This window comes from Marinobacter vinifirmus (genome assembly GCF_002258215.1).
Lineage (GTDB): Bacteria > Pseudomonadota > Gammaproteobacteria > Pseudomonadales > Oleiphilaceae > Marinobacter > Marinobacter vinifirmus.
This window is the reverse complement of sequence record NZ_NEFY01000004.1, coordinates 1-18098: the sequence shown is the minus strand read 5'-3', so window position 1 is coordinate 18098 and position 18098 is coordinate 1. Positions and strand designations below refer to the sequence as shown.

The following is an 18098-nucleotide window of genomic DNA, read 5'->3' as shown; positions in this document are numbered from 1 at the left end:
AAACTCCCTTTAATGACAACGAGTTACGGAGCGAAAAGTTACGAGGATGTTAAAAAGAGGTAAAGAAAAGGAGGAAAAACAAACACCTGCAAATAACTCTGAAGAGCAAACTTCAGGTTTAAGATTTTTTGGCTATAAAGGCCATTTTGTGAGATTGATGAACATCACATTCAGGAAGGGAAAAAGCGAGCTCGCCGATAAGCCGGGTTCTGTCTTGGACAGTCATTCATCTAGGGCCTGCGTCACCACAGGCCTCAAGCAACCTACCCGAATCCAGCGCGGGCCACGCCAACGGATTCCTATTTGGTCTTGCTCCAGGTGGGGTTTACCATCGCCGTGGACTGTTGCCAGCCACGCGGTGCGCTCTTACCGCACCATTTCACCCTTACCGGCACCCGAAGGCGCTTAGGCGGTTTACTTTCTGTTGCACTTTCCGTCGGCTCGCGCCGCCCAGGCGTTACCTGGCACCTTGCCCTGCGGAGCCCGGACTTTCCTCCCCCGGTAAAACCGGCGGCGACTGTCTGGCGAGCTCGGCGCCGACAATACCTGTGCCGGCACCGCCATGCAAGGCTTTAATCAGGTTTCAGCGCCAGTGCTCGCTGGTAAAGCTCATTCTTGCCCAGCCCGGTCAACTCCGACGCAATCTTCGCCGCCTTCTTTACCGGCAACTCGGCAATCAGCAGCTCCAGCAACTTGTCGGTATCCACCGAAGAGCCAGCATCCTCCGGGCTCGCATCAGCCCCGCGCACCATCACCACAAACTCACCCTTCGCCCCGTGAGGGTCGGCCTGAAGTTCACCCAGCACGGTTTCCGCGCTGCCAGAGTAGAAGGTTTCGAAGGTCTTGGTCAGCTCCCGCCCAAGCACGCACTCCCGGCCAGCACCAAACACCTCAACCATATCCTGCATCAGGTCGGAAATCCGGTGGGGAGATTCATAGAACACCAGCGTGGCCGGCTCCTTTCGCAGCTGCTCCAACGCTGCCTGGCGCCCGGACCGCTTGGCAGGCAGAAACCCGGCAAACAGGAACCGGTCTGTCGGCAAACCGGCGGCCGACAAACCGGCAATCAGGGCGCAAGGCCCCGGAATGGGCGTTACACGGTAGCCGGCGGCGCGGGCTTCCCGAACCACCACATAGCCGGGGTCGGAAATCAGCGGCGTCCCGGCATCGGAAATCAAGGCTACTTTCTGGCCCTGCCCCAGTACCTCGAGCACCCTCTCCACGCGGCCACGCTCATTGTGATCATGCAGCGCCATCATTGGCCTGCTGATACCCAGGTGCTGAAGCAATCGCCCACTGTGCCGGGTGTCCTCGGCCGCCACCAGGTCCGCACTTGCCAGCACCTGCCGGGCCCGTTCAGAGAGATCATCAAGGTTACCGATAGGCGTAGCGACAATAGAAAGCACGCCACCGGAATGATCGGACGAACGCTCTGAACTGGACATAGAAAACTCCGTTAAAGGGGCAACAACTGCCGGGACACCGGCCCGATGACAGTCACGTCATGTGAATTATGCCGGGAGCTGGTAAACTTGCCACCGAAACAGCGGCATCACAAGCCCATTAATCCGGAGACGACCGAGCCTGCCATGATCAGACACTGCAGCCACAAACCGGCTTTCGCCCTGCTAGCCTTCATTCTGCTACTGACCGGCGGTTGCGCCACCGTCAATCTCGACAGCCACATTGCCGAATCCCCGGAACAGGCGCTTGCCATGGCGAGCGATGAAAGCAACCAGATGGTTGCCCAGCGCTACCTGCTGAGAATCGCCAGCCGCTACCAGAACAGCGGCAACCATGAAGACGCCCGCCTTCTGCTACGCAGTGAACAGATGGCCAATCCGGTTCCGGAACTGGAAAACCAGTACCGGCTGCAGGCCATGGCCAGCGCCCTGGAACTGGAAGATACCGACTGGGCCACCGAACTGACGGCCAACAGCAAGGCCGATGACTTCCTGGGCTATCCGAACGAAACCATGGCCCGTGCCGCTACGCTCCAGGCCCGCACCCAGGCCCTCGCCGGCGAGCCTCTGCCGGCGGCACTGACACTGATCCTGCTGGCCCAGACCGACAGCAGCTCTGACCCGCAACAGCTGCATAACGAAATCTGGAACTACCTGAAAAATGCCTCCCCGGACCAGCTCGGACAGGCCGCAGATAACGCCATGGGCTTTGAAATCGAAGGCTGGCTGGAACTTGCCAACACCCTGCAAGACCCGGACATTGACCTGGATAACCAGGGGCGCCTGATCCGCCAGTGGCAGAACAACTGGCCCGGCCACCCGGCCGCGCAGATGCTTCCGGAAAAACTGGCCCTGCTGGCTGATCTGGCAACATCGCGCCCTGAACACCTGGTACTGGCACTGCCGCTGGACGGGCAACTCGCCACAGCCGGTAAAGCCATCCGTGATGGCTTCCTGGCCGCCTACTACAGCGACGACAGTGCCGACCGCAGCAAGACCGATATCCGCATTGTGGATACCAGCGCCGGCTCTTTCCGGGAACTCTACCAGCAGCTTTCCGAAACCAACGCAGACCTGATCGTCGGCCCCCTGGAGAAGGAAGGACTGGCCGAACTTTCCAGCATGAACACCCTGCCGGTTCCGGTACTGGGGCTGAACTACCTGCCTGGCGATAGCCGCAAACCTGCGGGCCTCTACCAGTTTGGCCTGTCCGCAGAAGACGAAGCCCGCCAGATTGCCGACAAACTCGCCGAAGACAACGTCCGCCAGGTACTCGTGCTGATCCCCCATGGTGAATGGGGCGACCGGGTAGAAGCGGCTCTCAGAACCCGGGCACAGACCCACGGACTTCGCGCCCTGAATATCGAACGCTTTTTCCCGGAAGACAACTTCAGACAGGTCACCGCCGACCTGCTGGGCATTACCACCTCGCGCAATCGCGCCATTGCAGTAGAACGCACCATTGGCCTGAACGTGGAATTTGAGCCGCGGCGCCGGCAAGACGCACAGGGCATTGTACTGGTCGCCACACCGACCATTGCCCGCCAGTTCAACCCCCTGTTCGCCTTCTACTATGGCGGCGACCTTCCGGTCTACGCTCCGTCCATCATCTATGGCGGTGAGCCGGACCCGGGCAAGGATCGCGACATCAACAACGTGAACTTTACCGACATCCCCTGGGTTCTGGCAGAAGATAACCCGCTTCGGGAACAGGCACAGCAATACCTGAGTGGCACCCGCGGCCAGCTGGGCCGTCTGTTCGCCATGGGCGCCGATGCCTGGCAACTGAGCAAGCGCCTGCCCCTGTTGCAGCAAGTCAGCGACGCCACTATTGACGGCCAGACCGGCGAGCTGAGCATGACCCCGGACGGTGCCATCCACCGCAAACAGCTCTGGGCACAGATCCGTAACGGCCAGCCGGAACTCCTGGAAACACCCGAGCAGGAACCGCCGGGCACCGAAGGCGAAACCTTCAACTAAACAGGAAAGCCATGGAAGGCTCAAGACAACGCGGAAATCACTATGAAGGCGTGGCTGCCCGCTACCTGATGAGTCGCGGCGTACGCATCCTCGAGCGCAACGTCTACAACCGTGGTGGCGAGATTGACCTGATCGGCATGGATGACGGGGTGCTGGTATTTTTCGAAGTCCGCTTTCGCAAAACCGACAGCCTGGTCGACCCGGCAAGTTCCATCACCTGGCAAAAGCAGAAACGACTCGTTAAAGCCGCCGCTTTTTACCTGCACCGCCAGGGCCTCTGGGACAGCCCCACCCGCATCGACGTGGTTGGCATATCACCGGGTTCCGCCAGCAAATACCGGGTACAATGGATCCGAAACGCAATTCAGGCAGATTGATTCAACAGCATGAACGATACCGAACAGAAGATTAACCAGTGGTTTGCCAGCCACATGGAGCAGACGGCCCAGGCCGCCAGCCACGTTGCCCCGGCCATCGAACAGGTGGCGGACGCCTTTGTGAATACCCTGCTGCAGGATGGCAAGATTGTCGCCTGCGCCAACGGCAACGCAAACGTGGTGGCCCAGTATTTCTGCACCGCACTGCTATCACGCTTCGACCAGGAACGTCCGGCCCTCCCCGCGATCAACCTGGGGGCGGATGCCACTACCTACTCTGCGATCTGCAGGGATAACCGGTTCAACGACACCTTCTCAAGGCAGGTAAGAGCCGTCGGCAAACCCGGAGACCTGCTGTTTGTGGTGGTCGATGACGGCCACAAAGCCAACCTGATCCAGGCCATCCAGGCGGCCCATGACCGGGAAATGAGCGTGGTTGTACTCAGCGCCCGGGAAAAATCCGATATTTCCTCCCTGATGCACCCGGAAGACCATGAAATCGCCTTGAACGACCTGGCGCCCCATGAAGCCATGCCCCTGCTCCTGGTGATCATCAACGCCCTGTGCGACCTGATCGACCATAAGCTTTTCGGCGGCTAAGAAAAAAGCCGGATGTCTCCATCCGGCTTTTCGCATCATTGCACAACCATCTTCAGGCTTACTTGACCACCTTCAGTGTAGGCCGGCCACTCGGGCGCTCATCTGCCCGCCTGGACTGGCCCGCATCATCGTTACCCTCAGGATCAGGAGAGCCGGGTTCGCTGCCGAACACCATTCCCTCGCCGTTTTCCTTGGCATAGATGGCCATGACCGCCTGCAGCGGAATAAACACCTGCATGGGTACACCGCCAAAGCGGGCGCTGAACTCCAGCGCGCCGTTTCCGATCACCAGGCCCCGAACTGCACCGGGGCTGATGTTCAGAACGATCTGGCCGTTGGCCACATGCTCGGTGGGCACCTGAACACCCTGCACACCCGCATCAACCACAATGTAGGGCGTGCAGTCGTTATCCAGAATCCACTCATTCAACGACCGGACCAGATAAGGCCGGCTGGATGTCATGGCAATACTCATATCCGACACTCAACCACTCCTGCCCCGGCTCCGGGGGCTGACAATCAGCTGCGAATATCTTCTTCCAGGTCAGAAAGGCTGGCCTTGAAACCTTCCCGGGCGAAGATGCTGTCCATGTATTTCTGAAGAGGCTTGGCCTGCTTCTCGTTCATCTCGATGCCCAGCGCCGGCAGGCGCCAAAGGATCGGAGCGATACAGCAATCCACGATAGTGAACTCTTCGGACAGGAAGAACGGCATCTCGGCAAACAGCGGGCCGGTAGCCAGCAGGCTTTCTTTCAGCTCTTTGCGGGCTGCGTCAGCCGCCTTGCCAGTGGGCTGCGCCAGGATCTGATCCACCAGCCTGCACCAGTCTTTCTGGATGCGGTGAATCATCAGCCGGCTGTTAGCCCGGGCAACCGGATACACAGGAAGCAGCGGCGGATGCGGGAAACGCTCGTCCAGGTATTCCATCATGATATTCGGCTCGTACAGAACCAGGTCACGATCCACCAGGGTCGGCAAGGCGTTGTACGGATTCAGGTCTGCCAGCTCAGCCGGCGGGTTATCCGGATCCACATCCACAATGTCAACGGTAACACCCTTCTCGGCCAGGACAATACGCACGCGATGGCTGTAATGACTGGCTGGATCTGAAAAGAATGTCATTGATGACCGCTTGGTCACAACGCCCATATAACTACCTCACGATTCTACAAACCGAAACAATCCAGAAAACGCAAAAACCAGCGGACCCGACTGGGCCCGCTGGAATTCAGGATCCGGGATTATACCCTAAATCTTAATGTACGTCTTTCCAGTACTCGCGGTTAAGCAGGTACGCGAAGATGAAGAAGATCACCACAAAGATCAGGACAAAAATCCCCAACCGCTCGCGCTCTACTTTTACCGGGTCACCCATGTAAGACATGAAGTTGGTCAGGTCCCACATCGCCTGGTCGAACTCAGCACCGGACATGCTGCCTTCGATGGCGTACTCGGGGCAGACATCACCATTGTTGATGTTGCCACTGAGCGGCTCTACCGACGCGTCTACACCGATGTTCGGCTTGACCGCACACAGACCCTGCAGGTCAACCATTACGTGGGGCATACCCACCAGGTCGAACACAGCGTTGTTCACGCCCAGCGGACGGGTCTCGTCCTTGTAGAAGCCACGCAGGTAGGAATATACCCAGGACTCGCCACGCACACGGGTTTCCAGCGTCAGGTCGGGTGGCGGAGCACCAAACCAGTCAGCAGCCATGTCCTTGTTCATGGAGTTCTTCATCAGTTCACCGATCTTGGCACCGGTAAAAATCAGGTTCTCCTCGAACAACTGGGCAGGGACCTCCAGGTCATCCGACACGCGCTTGTAGCGGGCGTATTCCATGGAGTGGCAACCCATGCAGTAGTTGGTGAACAGTGCCGCACCACGCTGCAGGGATTCCTTGTTGGTATGATCCGGCTCCATCGGGTCAAGAGGAACCGCGACACCAGCTGCCAGGCCGATGGCCGGCAGGATGGCGAAAACGAGACCAAAAATAAGCTTTCTCATCATCCTGTCACCCTTTCTGGAACTGGCTTGGTTTTCTCCATGCGTGTGTAGAACGGCATGAGGATAAAGTACAGGAAGTACAGGGCGGTCAGAATCTGCGCAGCCGTAGTACGACCTTCCGTTGCCGGAACAATACCCAGGTAGCCAAGGATGATGAAGCTCACCGCAAAGATGGCCAGTGCGATCTTGCTCAACCAGCCCTTGTAGCGAATAGAGCGAACCGGGCTTCTGTCGAGCCATGGCAGCACGAACAGGATAGCGATGGCCGCACCCATTACCACAACACCCCAGAACTTCGCATCCAGGCCGAACAGGTCAACCGTGACCGCACGCAGCATGGCGTAGAACGGTGTGAAGTACCATACCGGCGCAATGTGCGCAGGCGTCTTCAGGTTGTTAGCCGGCTCGAAGTTCGGCTTCTCGAGGAACAGGCCACCCATTTCCGGGAAGAAGAACACAACAATGAAGAAGATGAAGAAGAATACCGCCACACCCAGCAGGTCATGCACGGTGTAGTACGGGTGGAACGGGATACCGTCTTTCGGAATACCGTTTTCGTCCTTGTTCTTCTTGATCTCGATACCGTCAGGGTTGTTGGAGCCAACTTCGTGCAGCGCCAGGATGTGCAGGACAACCAGGCCCAGCAGGACGATCGGCAGGGCAACCACGTGCAGTGCGAAGAAGCGGTTCAGGGTAATACCGGAGATCAGGTAGTCACCACGAATCCACAGAGACAGGTCTTCACCGATAACCGGGATGGCACCAAACAGGTTAACGATAACCTGGGCACCCCAGTAGGACATCTGACCCCAGGGCAGCAGGTAGCCCATGAAGGCTTCAGCCATCAGCACCAGGTAGATCAGCATACCGAAGATCCAGATCAGCTCGCGCGGCTTCTGGTACGAGCCGTACATCAGACCCCGGAACATATGCAGGTAGACCACCACGAAGAACGCAGAGGCACCGGTTGAGTGCAGGTAGCGCAACAGCCAGCCCCACTCCACATCACGCATGATGTATTCAACGGAAGCGAAGGCGCCTTCCGCAGACGGGTTGTAGCTCATGGTCAGCCAGATACCGGTAACCAGCTGGTTAACCAGTACGAGCATGGCCAGGGAACCGAAGAAGTACCACATGTTGAAGTTCTTCGGCGCATAGTACTTCGCCAGGTGTTTGTTCCAGGCGTCGACAACCGGCAGACGCTCATCTACCCAATTCAGAAGTTTCTGCATCACGCTGCCTCCGGATCAAGACCAACGGTCATGGTCGTGTCGCTGTCATACCGGTAAGGCGGAACCTCCAGGTTCAGAGGCGCCGGCTGCCCGGAGAATACCCGGCCCGACAAATCGAACTTGGAACCGTGACACGGACAGAACAGGCCGCCCAGCCACTCGTCGCCCAGATCCGCCGGAGCCACTTCCGGACGGTAGGTCGGCACACAGCCCAGGTGAGTACAGATTCCCACAAGCACAATAAACTCCGGCTTCAGGGAGCGCGTAGACCCACTGATATACTCCGGCTGCTGGCTGGTTGCTGTAGACTCGGGATCTTTCAATCGTGGACTGAGTTTCTCGATATTCTCGAGCATCTCAGGGGTACGCCGGATAATCCACACCGGCTTTCCGCGCCACTCCACGGTGATCTGCTGGCCTGGTTCAATCTTGTCGATGTTGACGGTTACCGGTGCACCCGCTGCTTCCGCTTTCGCACTGGGATTCCAGGACGCTACGAAAGGAACGGCTGCACCGACGACGCCGACACCACCTACCACAGACGTGGCACCGATCAGAAATCGGCGCCGGCCTTGGCTCACGTCGCCATTACTCATTATGGTTTTCTCCCATCAGGCGAGGCACAGATGCGGAAAACCCGACTCTGCGCTTCGAAAAGGACTTCACAACCCGAAAATGTAAGCGCTGAAATGGTAATGAAATTACCCACCGCTTACAAGCCGGAATGGCGGCTGGCCTGCCTTATCCCTGCGCCAGATCAAAAATATTTCCGTCAGCCGGGCATAAAAAAACCCGGCCATAAGACCGGGTTTTCCATCGGCAGGAACTGCCAATTAACGCTTGGAGTACTGCGGACGCTTACGCGCTTTACGCAGACCCACTTTCTTACGCTCAACCTTACGTGCATCACGGGTGACATAACCCGCTTTGCGCAGGGACGGGCGCAGAGTTTCGTCGTATTCCATCAGGGCGCGGGTCAGGCCGTGGCGAATTGCGCCAGCCTGGCCACTGATACCACCACCCTTAACAGTGATAGTGATATCGAAACGATCTTCAGACTCGGCAACCACCAGCGGCTGACGAACGATCATCCGAAGAGTTTCACGACCGAAGAAATCTTCGATGGTGCGACCGTTGATAGAGATGTTACCGCTACCCGGCTTGATAAAGACGCGAGCCGTGGATGATTTGCGGCGACCAGTACCGTAATTTTGTGCTACAGACATATTCGCCTTCCGTTAGATGTCGAGTTCTTTGGGCTGCTGGGCGGCATGAGCATGCTCAGCGCCTGCGTACACTTTCAGCTTCTTGAACATGGCACGGCCGAGCGGGCCTTTCGGAAGCATGCCTTTTACGGCCTTCTGAATGATTTGCTCGGGAGCCTTGTCAACCAGCTTCTCGAAGTTGATGGATTTGATTCCACCCGGAAAGCCGGTATGGCTGTAATACATCTTTGCTGATGCCTTTTTGCCGGTAACCTTCACCTGGCTGGCATTGATAACAATGATGTAGTCGCCAGTGTCCACGTGAGGGGTATACTCAGGCTTATGCTTGCCCCGCAGACGAAGGGCGATTTCGGTTGACAGACGACCCAGCGTCTTGCCGGCTGCGTCTACAACGTACCAGTCACGTTTTACTGTTTCTGGTTTCGCACTCAGAGTCTTCATTGATTCCGCCTTGAACGCTATATAAGAAACGTTAAAAACCACCACCGGTAAATGCAAGGCATCCGGAGGAGGTTCATACCTGTATGTTGACGTTGACACCATTCGGGGCTGAGATAGTGACATCGCCTTGAAAAGCCAGGGCGCGAAGTATACTCGAACCCACCAGGAATGCCAACCCTGCCTATCTGTGTTTCGTTAAACCCCTATCCCGATGGAGCAAGGACGCTTTCCGAACGCCCGTAAAGGCGACTCACATTCGCCAGCAACACTTCCGCCAGGGCCTCCGCATCCTGCCCCCGCAACCGGGCCAGGCAATCCAGTATCGCCGGTAAGCAAGCCGGGCTATTCATTCCTTTCTCAACGCCGGCCGGCGCCATATCCGGCGCGTCGGTTTCCAGCACCAGGGCTTCTGCCGGCAGCCGGGCTATGGCATCCCGGGTTTTCCGGGCCCGGTCGTGGGTAATCACACCCCCGACGCCGATATAACACCCCAGGTCCACCAACTTACTGGCCTGCTGGTAACTGCCGGAGAACCCGTGCACCAGCGCCCTGCCCTGCCATCGCTCAGCCCGCAGGGCAGCATGGACCTGGTCGTGGGCCTTCACCGAGTGGATCACCAGGGGATAGTCGTGCCGGGTGGCCAGCTGTATCTGGGCGCGAAACCAGGGCAGCTGTTCTTCAAAGCTACCCTTCAGGCCATCCAGCCCACATTCACCCACGCCAATACAGCCATCGGGGTGACTGCCCAACCGTTGCCCGAGCAGCTCGAGGTCAGCCTCTGTGTGTTCTTCCACAAACCACGGATGAATTCCCAGGCAATACCAGATCCCGCGCGCCGGGTTCGCCAGCGCCTGGACACGATCCCAATCGGCCCTGCGCACCCCCGGCACCACCAGGGCCCTGACCCCGCCCTTTGCCGCAGCGGCCAGCTCCTGCTCCCGAACCCCGTCGAAACGCGGAAAGTCGAAATGGCAATGGGCATCTACCAGCCTCATGGTCACCTCAGCTTCGGGAGCGATTGGCTCAATGCTCCCGGGTTTTGTGGAACTCGACGTCCGGGTACCGCTCCTGGGCCAGGTTCAGGTTCACCATGGTCGGCGCGATATAGGCAAGGCGGTCGGCGCCGTCCAGAGCCACGTTGTCCTGGTTCTTGCGCTGGAACTCGTCCAGTTTGCGGTCGTCAGAGCAGGTCACCCACCGGGCTGTCGCCACATTAATCGGTTCGTAAATAGCCTCAACCTTGTACTCGCTCTTCAGGCGGGCTACCACCACATCAAACTGCAGCACACCAACGGCCCCAACGATCAGGTCGTTGTTACGCATCGGCCGGAACACCTGCACGGCGCCCTCCTCCGACAGCTGGATCAAACCTTTCTGCAGCTGCTTGGCCTTGAGCGGATCCTTCAGGCGAATCCGACGGAACAGTTCCGGCGCAAAGTTCGGAATGCCGGTAAACTTCATGTCTTCGCCGGCGGTGAAGGTATCACCCAGCTGGATCGTACCGTGGTTGTGCAGGCCGATGATATCGCCGGCAAAGGCTTCTTCGGCATGCTCCCGGTCGCCGGCCATAAACGTCAGCGCATCGGAGAACCTTACATCCTTACCGATGCGTACATGGCGGGCTTTCATACCCTGATTGTAGCTGCCGGAAACAATGCGAACGAAGGCAATGCGATCGCGATGCTGCGGGTCCATGTTGGCCTGGATCTTGAACACGAAGCCGGAGAAACCGTCTTCCGTGGGCTGAACCACTCTCTGATCGGTCTCACGGGGTTGCGGGGTCGGTGCCCACTCCACCAGGCCGTCCAGCATGTGGTCCACACCAAAGTTACCCAGCGCCGTACCGAAAAAGACCGGGGTCAGTTCACCGGCCAGGAATGCCTCCTGGTCGAACTCGTGGGAAGCACCTTTCACCAGTTCGATCTCGTCCCGCAGGTCACTGGCATAGCTTCCGATAGCCTCATCCAGCTCCGGACTATCCAACCCTTTGATAATGCGCTTTTCCTGAATCGTATGGCCCTGGCCAGACTGGTACAGAATCACCTCGTCACGCAGCAGGTGGTAAACGCCCTTGAAGCCTTTGCCCATGCCGATCGGCCAGGTGATCGGCGCGCAGGCGATTTTCAGAACGTCTTCCACCTCGTCCATCAGCTCGATCGGATCCCGGGTATCCCGGTCCAGCTTGTTCATGAACGTGAGGATAGGCGTATCACGCAGCCGGGTAACTTCCATCAGCTTGATGGTCCGTTCCTCTACGCCCTTGGCACTGTCGATAACCATCAGGCAGGAGTCTACGGCGGTCAGCGTCCGGTAAGTGTCCTCAGAGAAGTCTTCGTGGCCCGGGGTGTCCAGCAGGTTCACCAGCTTGCCACCGTAGGGAAACTGCATCACCGAGGTGGTTACCGAGATGCCCCGCTCCTTCTCCATCTCCATCCAGTCAGACTTGGCATGCTGGCCGGATTTTTTACCCTTGACGGTACCTGCTTTCTGGAGAGCCTGGCCGAACAGCAGGACTTTCTCGGTAATGGTGGTTTTACCGGCGTCCGGGTGCGAGATAATCGCGAAGGTGCGGCGCTTGGCCACTTCCTGGGAAAGGTTAGACATAGAAATCGGAAACCTGAATGGTATGGTTGAAAAACGAGCTATTATACGGGCCAGAGGGGGCTCAGGTGAACCGTAAAGCCATGACTCGGGCATCTTCACGGCCGGGACCGTCGGGATAGTAGCCTCGCCGGCGGCCTATTTCCCTGAAACCTTCACCGGCATAGAGTTCTATCGCCGCCCGGTTGCTGTCCCGCACTTCCAGGATCATGCAGACCATGCCGTCTTTGACGGATTCTGCCAGCGCGTGCTGCAGTAACTGGCGCCCGGCGCCCTGACCGCGCAATTGCGGATGAACACAAATATTCAGCAAATGGGCTTCATCGAACAGGTAGTTGATCACGGCAAACCCAAGAACCCGGTGATCCTGCTCCAGGGCCCAGAGCCGGTAGCCGTCTTTGAAGCAGTCCCGGAAAATACCTTCGGACCATGGATGCGAATGCCCGAGGCGCTCCAGCTCCATCACCTGTGCCATGTCTTCTGACGCCAGTGTTCGTATCACTGCGCTGTCAGGGCGAAGAAGGACTGATGGCTTACCCACGGCAGTGCTCAGGCTTTCAGGGGCTTGATCAGGTGCCACAACTTGCGCTTGCGCTCCGGATCGGTGGCAAGGGTGGCCAGGGACGTCTCGAAAACAACCTCCGGCTCCCGCCCCAGCGCCTGGCTATACCAGTCGCCCACTTTCCCCAGGACAACAACCTTCTGCCCGGACAGGCCTCCGAACAGCGCTTCAAGGGCCACAGCAAGGTGTTCAGCGCCGTTGAGGCTCACCTTGAGGTTATTGAACAAGGGCCAGTGCAAGGAATCAGAAGCCTTGCAGGCATCCTCGCCAAGGCTACGAAGAATATTCCGGGCGAGGGTTTCCTGCAGCGCCAGACTGGAGTCTTCAGACAATTCGGCAATCAGGGTAACCCGCCGCCCGGTCCAGGCCTTCAGATTAAGCCGTGGCACATCCTCAGCGACCGTGACCGGCTCTGCTGGCACAGGTTCAGGCTCGATAGCCTCTACCCCGGGAGCTGGCGCCTCAGCCGGGCTGACAGGCGACTCGGCGCCCACGCTCGCCGGGGCCTTCGCTGACGGCTCCATCAAGCTCTGCAGGCGGGCAATCTTGTCCCGGTTACGGGAAGCCTGCTCCGGGTCAGCACGTCGTGCACGCGGAGCAGCCGGCATAACCGGGACTTCAGGCACAGCAACCGCTTCCGGCTCCTGCACCCCGAAATCGTAATCCGGACTTGGCGCAGCACCGGGAAGGGGATCGCGGGCATACCACATGCGTATGCCCGACATGCCCAGATAGAACTGGCGCTCGGCTTCGGTCTGAATCACATCAGTCTCCGATGGACCTGAATAGCGCACTCATACCCGATTCAGACATCCGCCACCTGGGGATGCTGCCGGATACCGCCTGCGGCAATGAGGTTCAGGGCTTCGATGTAGGCCTTGGCAGAGGCGATAATGATATCGGTATCGGAACCCACACCATTAACGATTCGACCACCCCGCTCAAGGCGCACGGTGACCTCCCCCTGGGCATCGGTACCGCTGGTAATGTTGTTGACCGAATACAGCTGCAGGTTACAGCCAGAATCCACCAGGGACTCGATCGCCTTGAAGGTGGCATCCACGGGGCCGCTACCTTCCGCCTCGACCGTGTGTTCATCGCCATCTACGGTAAGGGTAAGCTTTGCCTTGGGCACTACGCCGGTCTCGGAGCAAACCTGCATGCATACCAGTCCGTAGCGACCGATCTCTTCTTTCTGCTTGGTGTCGCTGGCAATTGCCTGAAGATCTTCATCGAAGATTTCGTGCTTGAGGTCGGCCAGCGCCTTGAACCGGGTGAACGCTTCGTTCAGTTCGGTTTCGGTCTCGAACTGGATACCCAGCTCAAGCAAGCGGGTACGGAAAGCATTACGGCCCGAATGCTTTCCCAGCACCAAGCTGTTGGTGTGCCAGCCTACGTCCTGGGCACGCATGATCTCGTAGGTCTCGCGATGCTTGAGCACGCCGTCCTGGTGAATACCGGACTCATGGGCAAAGGCATTGGCACCCACAATTGCCTTGTTCGGCTGAACCGGGAAACCGGTAATGGTGGATACCAGGCGAGACGCCGGAACAATGTGCTGGGTATCGATCCGGGTGTCGATATGGAACAGATCCTGCCGGGTGCGTACCGCCATCACGATTTCTTCGAGCGAGGCGTTACCGGCACGCTCGCCCAGGCCGTTAATGGTGCACTCAACCTGGCGTGCACCGCTGCTGACCGCTGCCAGAGAGTTGGCTACGGCAAGCCCCAGGTCGTTATGGCAGTGCACCGAGAAAATGGCTTTATCGGCGTTAGGAATACGGTTGAGCAACTGGCGAATGGTTTCACCAAACTGTTCCGGAATGGCATAGCCCACGGTGTCCGGAATGTTGATCGTGGTTGCACCGGCATCGATGGCCGCTTCAATAATGCGACACAGGAAGTCCAGCTCGGAACGGCCGGCGTCTTCGCAGGAGAACTCCACATCATCCACATGGCTACGGGCACGCTTTACTGCCCGAACCGCCTGCTCTACCACTTCGTCTGGCTGCATTTGCAGTTTGTGCTGCATGTGGATAGGCGAGGTTGCGATAAAGGTATGGATACGACCACTGGCCGCGGGCCGGACCGCCTCTGCCGCCCGATCAATGTCTTTATCGAGGGCACGGGCAAGGCTGCAAACGGTGGAATCCTTGATGGATTCGGCAATGGCCTTGACCGCCTCGAAGTCACCCTGGCTGGCAATCGCGAAACCCGCTTCGATCACATCCACCCGGAGCTTTTCCAGCACCTTGGCAATACGAAGCTTTTCGTTCTTGTTCATGGTGGCGCCGGGGCTTTGCTCGCCATCCCGGAGAGTGGTATCGAAAATGACCAGATGATCGCTTGCCGCCATCGAAGGGCTCCCGTCAAAAACTTGGATGTGGTTGATGGGAGGCAGTATATCACTTCTCCCGGGTCTGAAATGAAAAAACCCCCGGCAGCAACGCTGTCGGGGGTTTTGGTATTAAGAGCCTGACGATGACCTACTCTCACATGGGCGAACCACACTACCATCGGCGCTGGTCTGTTTCACGTCTGAGTTCGGGATGGGATCAGGTGGTTCCAGACCGCTATGGTCGTCAGGCAAAACGGATGATCACTGGGAAGGACGAGATAAAACGTGATGGTGATTTCTTTGAGCGTGGCCTTTGCCTTGCTCTTGCGTTATCCGCAATTGTCTTGGGTGTTATATAGTCAAGCCGCACGAGCAATTAGTACTGGTTAGCTCAACGCCTCGCAGCGCTTACACACCCAGCCTATCAACGTCCTGGTCTTGAACGGCTCTTCAGGAGGCTCAAGGCCTCAGGGAGATCTCATCTTGGAAGGGGCTTCCCGCTTAGATGCTTTCAGCGGTTATCCTGTCCGAACATAGCTACCGGGCAATGCCACTGGCGTGACAACCCGAACACCAGAGGTTCGTCCACTCCGGTCCTCTCGTACTAGGAGCAGCTTTCCTCAAATCTCCAACGTCCACGGCAGATAGGGACCGAACTGTCTCACGACGTTCTAAACCCAGCTCGCGTACCACTTTAAATGGCGAACAGCCATACCCTTGGGACCGGCTTCAGCCCCAGGATGTGATGAGCCGACATCGAGGTGCCAAACACCGCCGTCGATGTGAACTCTTGGGCGGTATCAGCCTGTTATCCCCGGAGTACCTTTTATCCGTTGAGCGATGGCCCTTCCATACAGAACCACCGGATCACTATGACCTACTTTCGTACCTGCTCGACGTGTCTGTCTCGCAGTCAAGCGGGCTTGTGCCATTACACTAACCGCACGATGTCCGACCGTGCTTAGCCCACCTTTGTGCTCCTCCGTTACGCTTTGGGAGGAGACCGCCCCAGTCAAACTACCCACCACACAGTGTCCTCAACCCCGATAAGGGGCCAGAGTTAGAACCTCAAACATGCCAGGCTGGTATTTCAAGGTTGGCTCCACTCGAACTGGCGTCCGAGTTTCAAAGCCTCCCAGCTATCCTACACAAGCATGCTCAAAGTTCACTGTGAAGCTATAGTAAAGGTTCACGGGGTCTTTCCGTCTAGCCGCGGATACACCGCATCTTCACGGCGATTTCAATTTCACTGAGTCTCGGGTAGAGACAGCGCCCCCATCGTTACGCCATTCGTGCAGGTCGGAACTTACCCGACAAGGAATTTCGCTACCTTAGGACCGTTATAGTTACGGCCGCCGTTTACCGGGGCTTCGATCAAGAGCTTCGCACAAGTGCTAACCCCATCAATTAACCTTCCGGCACCGGGCAGGCGTCACACCGTATACGTCCACTTTCGTGTTTGCACAGTGCTGTGTTTTTAATAAACAGTCGCAGGGGCCTGGTATCTTCGACCGGCTTCCGCTCCACCCGCGGGGGTTTCACGTACACACCGGCGTGCCTTCTCCCGAAGTTACGGCACCATTTTGCCTAGTTCCTTTACCCGAGTTCTCTCAAGCGCCTTGGTATTCTCTACCTGACCACCTGTGTCGGTTTGGGGTACGGTCTCGAATAGCCTGAAGCTTAGAAGATTTTCCTGGAAGCAGGGCATCAATGACTTCGCGCCCTTGGGCACTCGTCGTCACGTCTCAGGATTGTGGACCCGGATTTGCCTAAGTCCACTCCCTACTCGCTTAAACCGGGACAACCGTCGCCCGGCTCACCTAGCCTTCTCCGTCTCTCCATCGCAGCTATCCAAGGTACGGGAATATTAACCCGTTTCCCATCGACTACACCTTTCGGTCTCGCCTTAGGGGCCGACTCACCCTGCGCCGATTAGCGTTGCGCAGGAACCCTTGGTCTTCCGGCGTGCGGGTTTTTCACCCGCATTGTCGTTACTCATGTCAGCATTCGCACTTCTGATACCTCCAGCAAGCTTCTCAACTCACCTTCGCAGGCTTACAGAACGCTCCCCTACCCCGCATACAATGTATGCAGCCGCAGCTTCGGTGACCAGTTTGAGCCCCGTTACATCTTCCGCGCAGGCCGACTCGACTAGTGAGCTATTACGCTTTCTTTAAAGGATGGCTGCTTCTAAGCCAACCTCCTAGCTGTCTGAGCCTTCCCACATCGTTTCCCACTTAACTGGTACTTTGGGACCTTAGCTGGCGGTCTGGGTTGTTTCCCTCTTCACGACGGACGTTAGCACCCGCCGTGTGTCTCCCGGATAGTACTCACAGGTATTCGGAGTTTGCATCGGGTTGGTAAGTCGAGATGACCCCCTAGCCGAAACAGTGCTCTACCCCCTGTGGTATTCGTCCGAGGCGCTACCTAAATAGCTTTCGGGGAGAACCAGCTATCTCCGGGCTTGATTAGCCTTTCACTCCGATCCACAAGTCATCCCCTGGCTTTTCAACGACAGTGGGTTCGGTCCTCCAGTGCCTGTTACGGCACCTTCAACCTGCTCATGGATAGATCGCCCGGTTTCGGGTCTATGTCCAGCGACTGATTCGCCCTATTCAGACTCGGTTTCCCTACGGCTCCCCTAAACGGTTAACCTCGCCACTGAACATAAGTCGCTGACCCATTATACAAAAGGTACGCCGTCACAGAACAAGTCTGCTCCGACTGCTTGTACGCATACGGTTTCAGGGTCTATTTCACTCCCCTCACAGGGGTTCTTTTCGCCTTTCCCTCACGGTACTGGTTCACTATCGGTCAGTCAGGAGTATTTAGCCTTGGAGGATGGTCCCCCCATGTTCAGTCAACGTTTCTCGTGCGCCGACCTACTCGATTTCACTGGACTCAGGTTTCGGATACGGGGCTATCACCCACTATGGCGGCTCTTTCCAGGGCCTTCTCCTACCAGTTGTCCAGCTTAAGGGCTGGTCCCCGTTCGCTCGCCGCTACTTAGGGAATCTCGGTTGATTTCTTTTCCTCGGGGTACTTAGATGTTTCAGTTCCCCCGGTTCGCCTCTTACACCTATGGATTCAGTGTAAGATACCTAACCGAAGTTAGGTGGGTTTCCCCATTCAGAGATGTCCGGATCACAGCTCGTTTGCCAGCTCCCCGAACCTTATCGCAGGCTTCCACGTCTTTCATCGCCTCTGACTGCCAAGGCATCCACCGTATGCGCTTAGTTGCTTGACTATATAACCCCAAGACAACTG

General features: G+C 57.6%; 16 protein-coding genes, 2 rRNA genes and 1 other RNA gene. 3 read left to right on the top strand and 16 right to left on the bottom strand.

All coding sequences use genetic code 11. The features are described from left to right. Nucleotides 1–182: 182 nt before the first annotated feature. Both rnpB and rsmI read right to left on the bottom strand, forming a co-directional pair. Nucleotides 183–533, bottom strand: an RNA gene (gene rnpB / locus B9Q17_RS06305) — RNase P RNA component class A. Between the two features lie 39 nt (nt 534–572). Beyond that, nucleotides 573–1445: a 16S rRNA (cytidine(1402)-2'-O)-methyltransferase gene (gene rsmI, locus B9Q17_RS06300; protein WP_094624568.1), complete on the bottom strand. Its 873-nt coding sequence runs from the start codon at nt 1443–1445 to the stop codon at nt 573–575. An 87-nt stretch (nt 1446–1532) separates the two neighbouring features. Here rsmI and B9Q17_RS06295 point away from each other — a divergent pair, with 87 nt between their 5' ends. The 3 genes from B9Q17_RS06295 to B9Q17_RS06285 are packed head-to-tail and all read left to right on the top strand — an operon-like array spanning nt 1533 to nt 4420. Next, complete coding sequence (locus B9Q17_RS06295; protein ID WP_244177328.1) at nt 1533–3443, top strand: penicillin-binding protein activator; 1911 nt, start codon at nt 1533–1535, stop codon at nt 3441–3443. An 11-nt stretch (nt 3444–3454) separates the two neighbouring features. Further along, the gene (locus B9Q17_RS06290) at nt 3455–3820 is read left to right on the top strand and encodes a YraN family protein (protein WP_058340420.1); all 366 of its coding nucleotides are present in this window, start codon (nt 3455–3457) and stop codon (nt 3818–3820) included. 9 nt (nt 3821–3829) lie between these two features. Then, nucleotides 3830–4420 (top strand): SIS domain-containing protein, encoded by a 591-nt coding sequence (locus B9Q17_RS06285; protein ID WP_058340421.1) that lies wholly within the window; start codon nt 3830–3832, stop codon nt 4418–4420. A gap of 58 nt (nt 4421–4478) precedes the next feature. Here B9Q17_RS06285 and B9Q17_RS06280 read toward each other — a convergent pair whose 3' ends face one another. From B9Q17_RS06280 to B9Q17_RS06215, 14 genes are all read right to left on the bottom strand, one after another. Then, a complete protein-coding gene (locus B9Q17_RS06280) occupies nt 4479–4883 on the bottom strand; it encodes a ClpXP protease specificity-enhancing factor (RefSeq protein WP_227498303.1) in 405 nt (134 codons plus the stop codon). Between the two features lie 56 nt (nt 4884–4939). Further along, complete coding sequence (locus B9Q17_RS06275; protein ID WP_022988669.1) at nt 4940–5569, bottom strand: glutathione S-transferase N-terminal domain-containing protein; 630 nt, start codon at nt 5567–5569, stop codon at nt 4940–4942. 106 nt (nt 5570–5675) lie between these two features. Continuing rightward, complete coding sequence (locus B9Q17_RS06270; protein WP_094624774.1) at nt 5676–6431, bottom strand: cytochrome c1; 756 nt, start codon at nt 6429–6431, stop codon at nt 5676–5678. Then, nucleotides 6431–7663, bottom strand: coding sequence for a cytochrome b (locus B9Q17_RS06265; RefSeq protein WP_022988667.1), 1233 nt, complete (start codon nt 7661–7663; stop codon nt 6431–6433). Before B9Q17_RS06265 ends, B9Q17_RS06270 begins: the two co-directional genes overlap by 1 nt. After that, nucleotides 7663–8259, bottom strand: coding sequence for a ubiquinol-cytochrome c reductase iron-sulfur subunit (gene petA, locus B9Q17_RS06260; RefSeq protein ID WP_094624566.1), 597 nt, complete (start codon nt 8257–8259; stop codon nt 7663–7665). The genes B9Q17_RS06265 and petA overlap by 1 nt, the downstream gene beginning before the upstream one ends. Before the next feature lie 237 nt (nt 8260–8496). Continuing rightward, nucleotides 8497–8889: a 30S ribosomal protein S9 gene (gene rpsI, locus B9Q17_RS06255; RefSeq protein WP_022988665.1), complete on the bottom strand. Its 393-nt coding sequence runs from the start codon at nt 8887–8889 to the stop codon at nt 8497–8499. Nucleotides 8890–8901: 12 nt separating this feature from the next. Further along, nucleotides 8902–9330: a 50S ribosomal protein L13 gene (rplM, locus tag B9Q17_RS06250; protein ID WP_022988664.1), complete on the bottom strand. Its 429-nt coding sequence runs from the start codon at nt 9328–9330 to the stop codon at nt 8902–8904. A 203-nt stretch (nt 9331–9533) separates the two neighbouring features. After that, entirely contained in the window at nt 9534–10325 is a 792-nt protein-coding gene (locus tag B9Q17_RS06245) for a TatD family hydrolase (protein ID WP_094624565.1), read from the bottom strand. A gap of 28 nt (nt 10326–10353) precedes the next feature. Beyond that, complete coding sequence (prfC, locus tag B9Q17_RS06240; protein WP_094624564.1) at nt 10354–11934, bottom strand: peptide chain release factor 3; 1581 nt, start codon at nt 11932–11934, stop codon at nt 10354–10356. A gap of 61 nt (nt 11935–11995) precedes the next feature. Then, nucleotides 11996–12406, bottom strand: coding sequence for a ribosomal protein S18-alanine N-acetyltransferase (rimI, locus tag B9Q17_RS06235; RefSeq protein WP_094624563.1), 411 nt, complete (start codon nt 12404–12406; stop codon nt 11996–11998). Nucleotides 12407–12480: 74 nt separating this feature from the next. Continuing rightward, nucleotides 12481–13257: a hypothetical protein gene (locus tag B9Q17_RS06230; protein ID WP_094624562.1), complete on the bottom strand. Its 777-nt coding sequence runs from the start codon at nt 13255–13257 to the stop codon at nt 12481–12483. A gap of 41 nt (nt 13258–13298) precedes the next feature. Next, on the bottom strand, nt 13299–14849 hold the full coding sequence (locus B9Q17_RS06225) for a 2-isopropylmalate synthase (RefSeq protein WP_094624561.1): 1551 nt from the start codon (nt 14847–14849) through the stop codon (nt 13299–13301). Nucleotides 14850–14966: 117 nt separating this feature from the next. Next, nucleotides 14967–15080, bottom strand: a 5S ribosomal RNA gene (rrf, locus tag B9Q17_RS06220). 106 nt (nt 15081–15186) lie between these two features. Beyond that, nucleotides 15187–18078, bottom strand: a 23S ribosomal RNA gene (locus tag B9Q17_RS06215). Nucleotides 18079–18098: the final 20 nt, after the last annotated feature.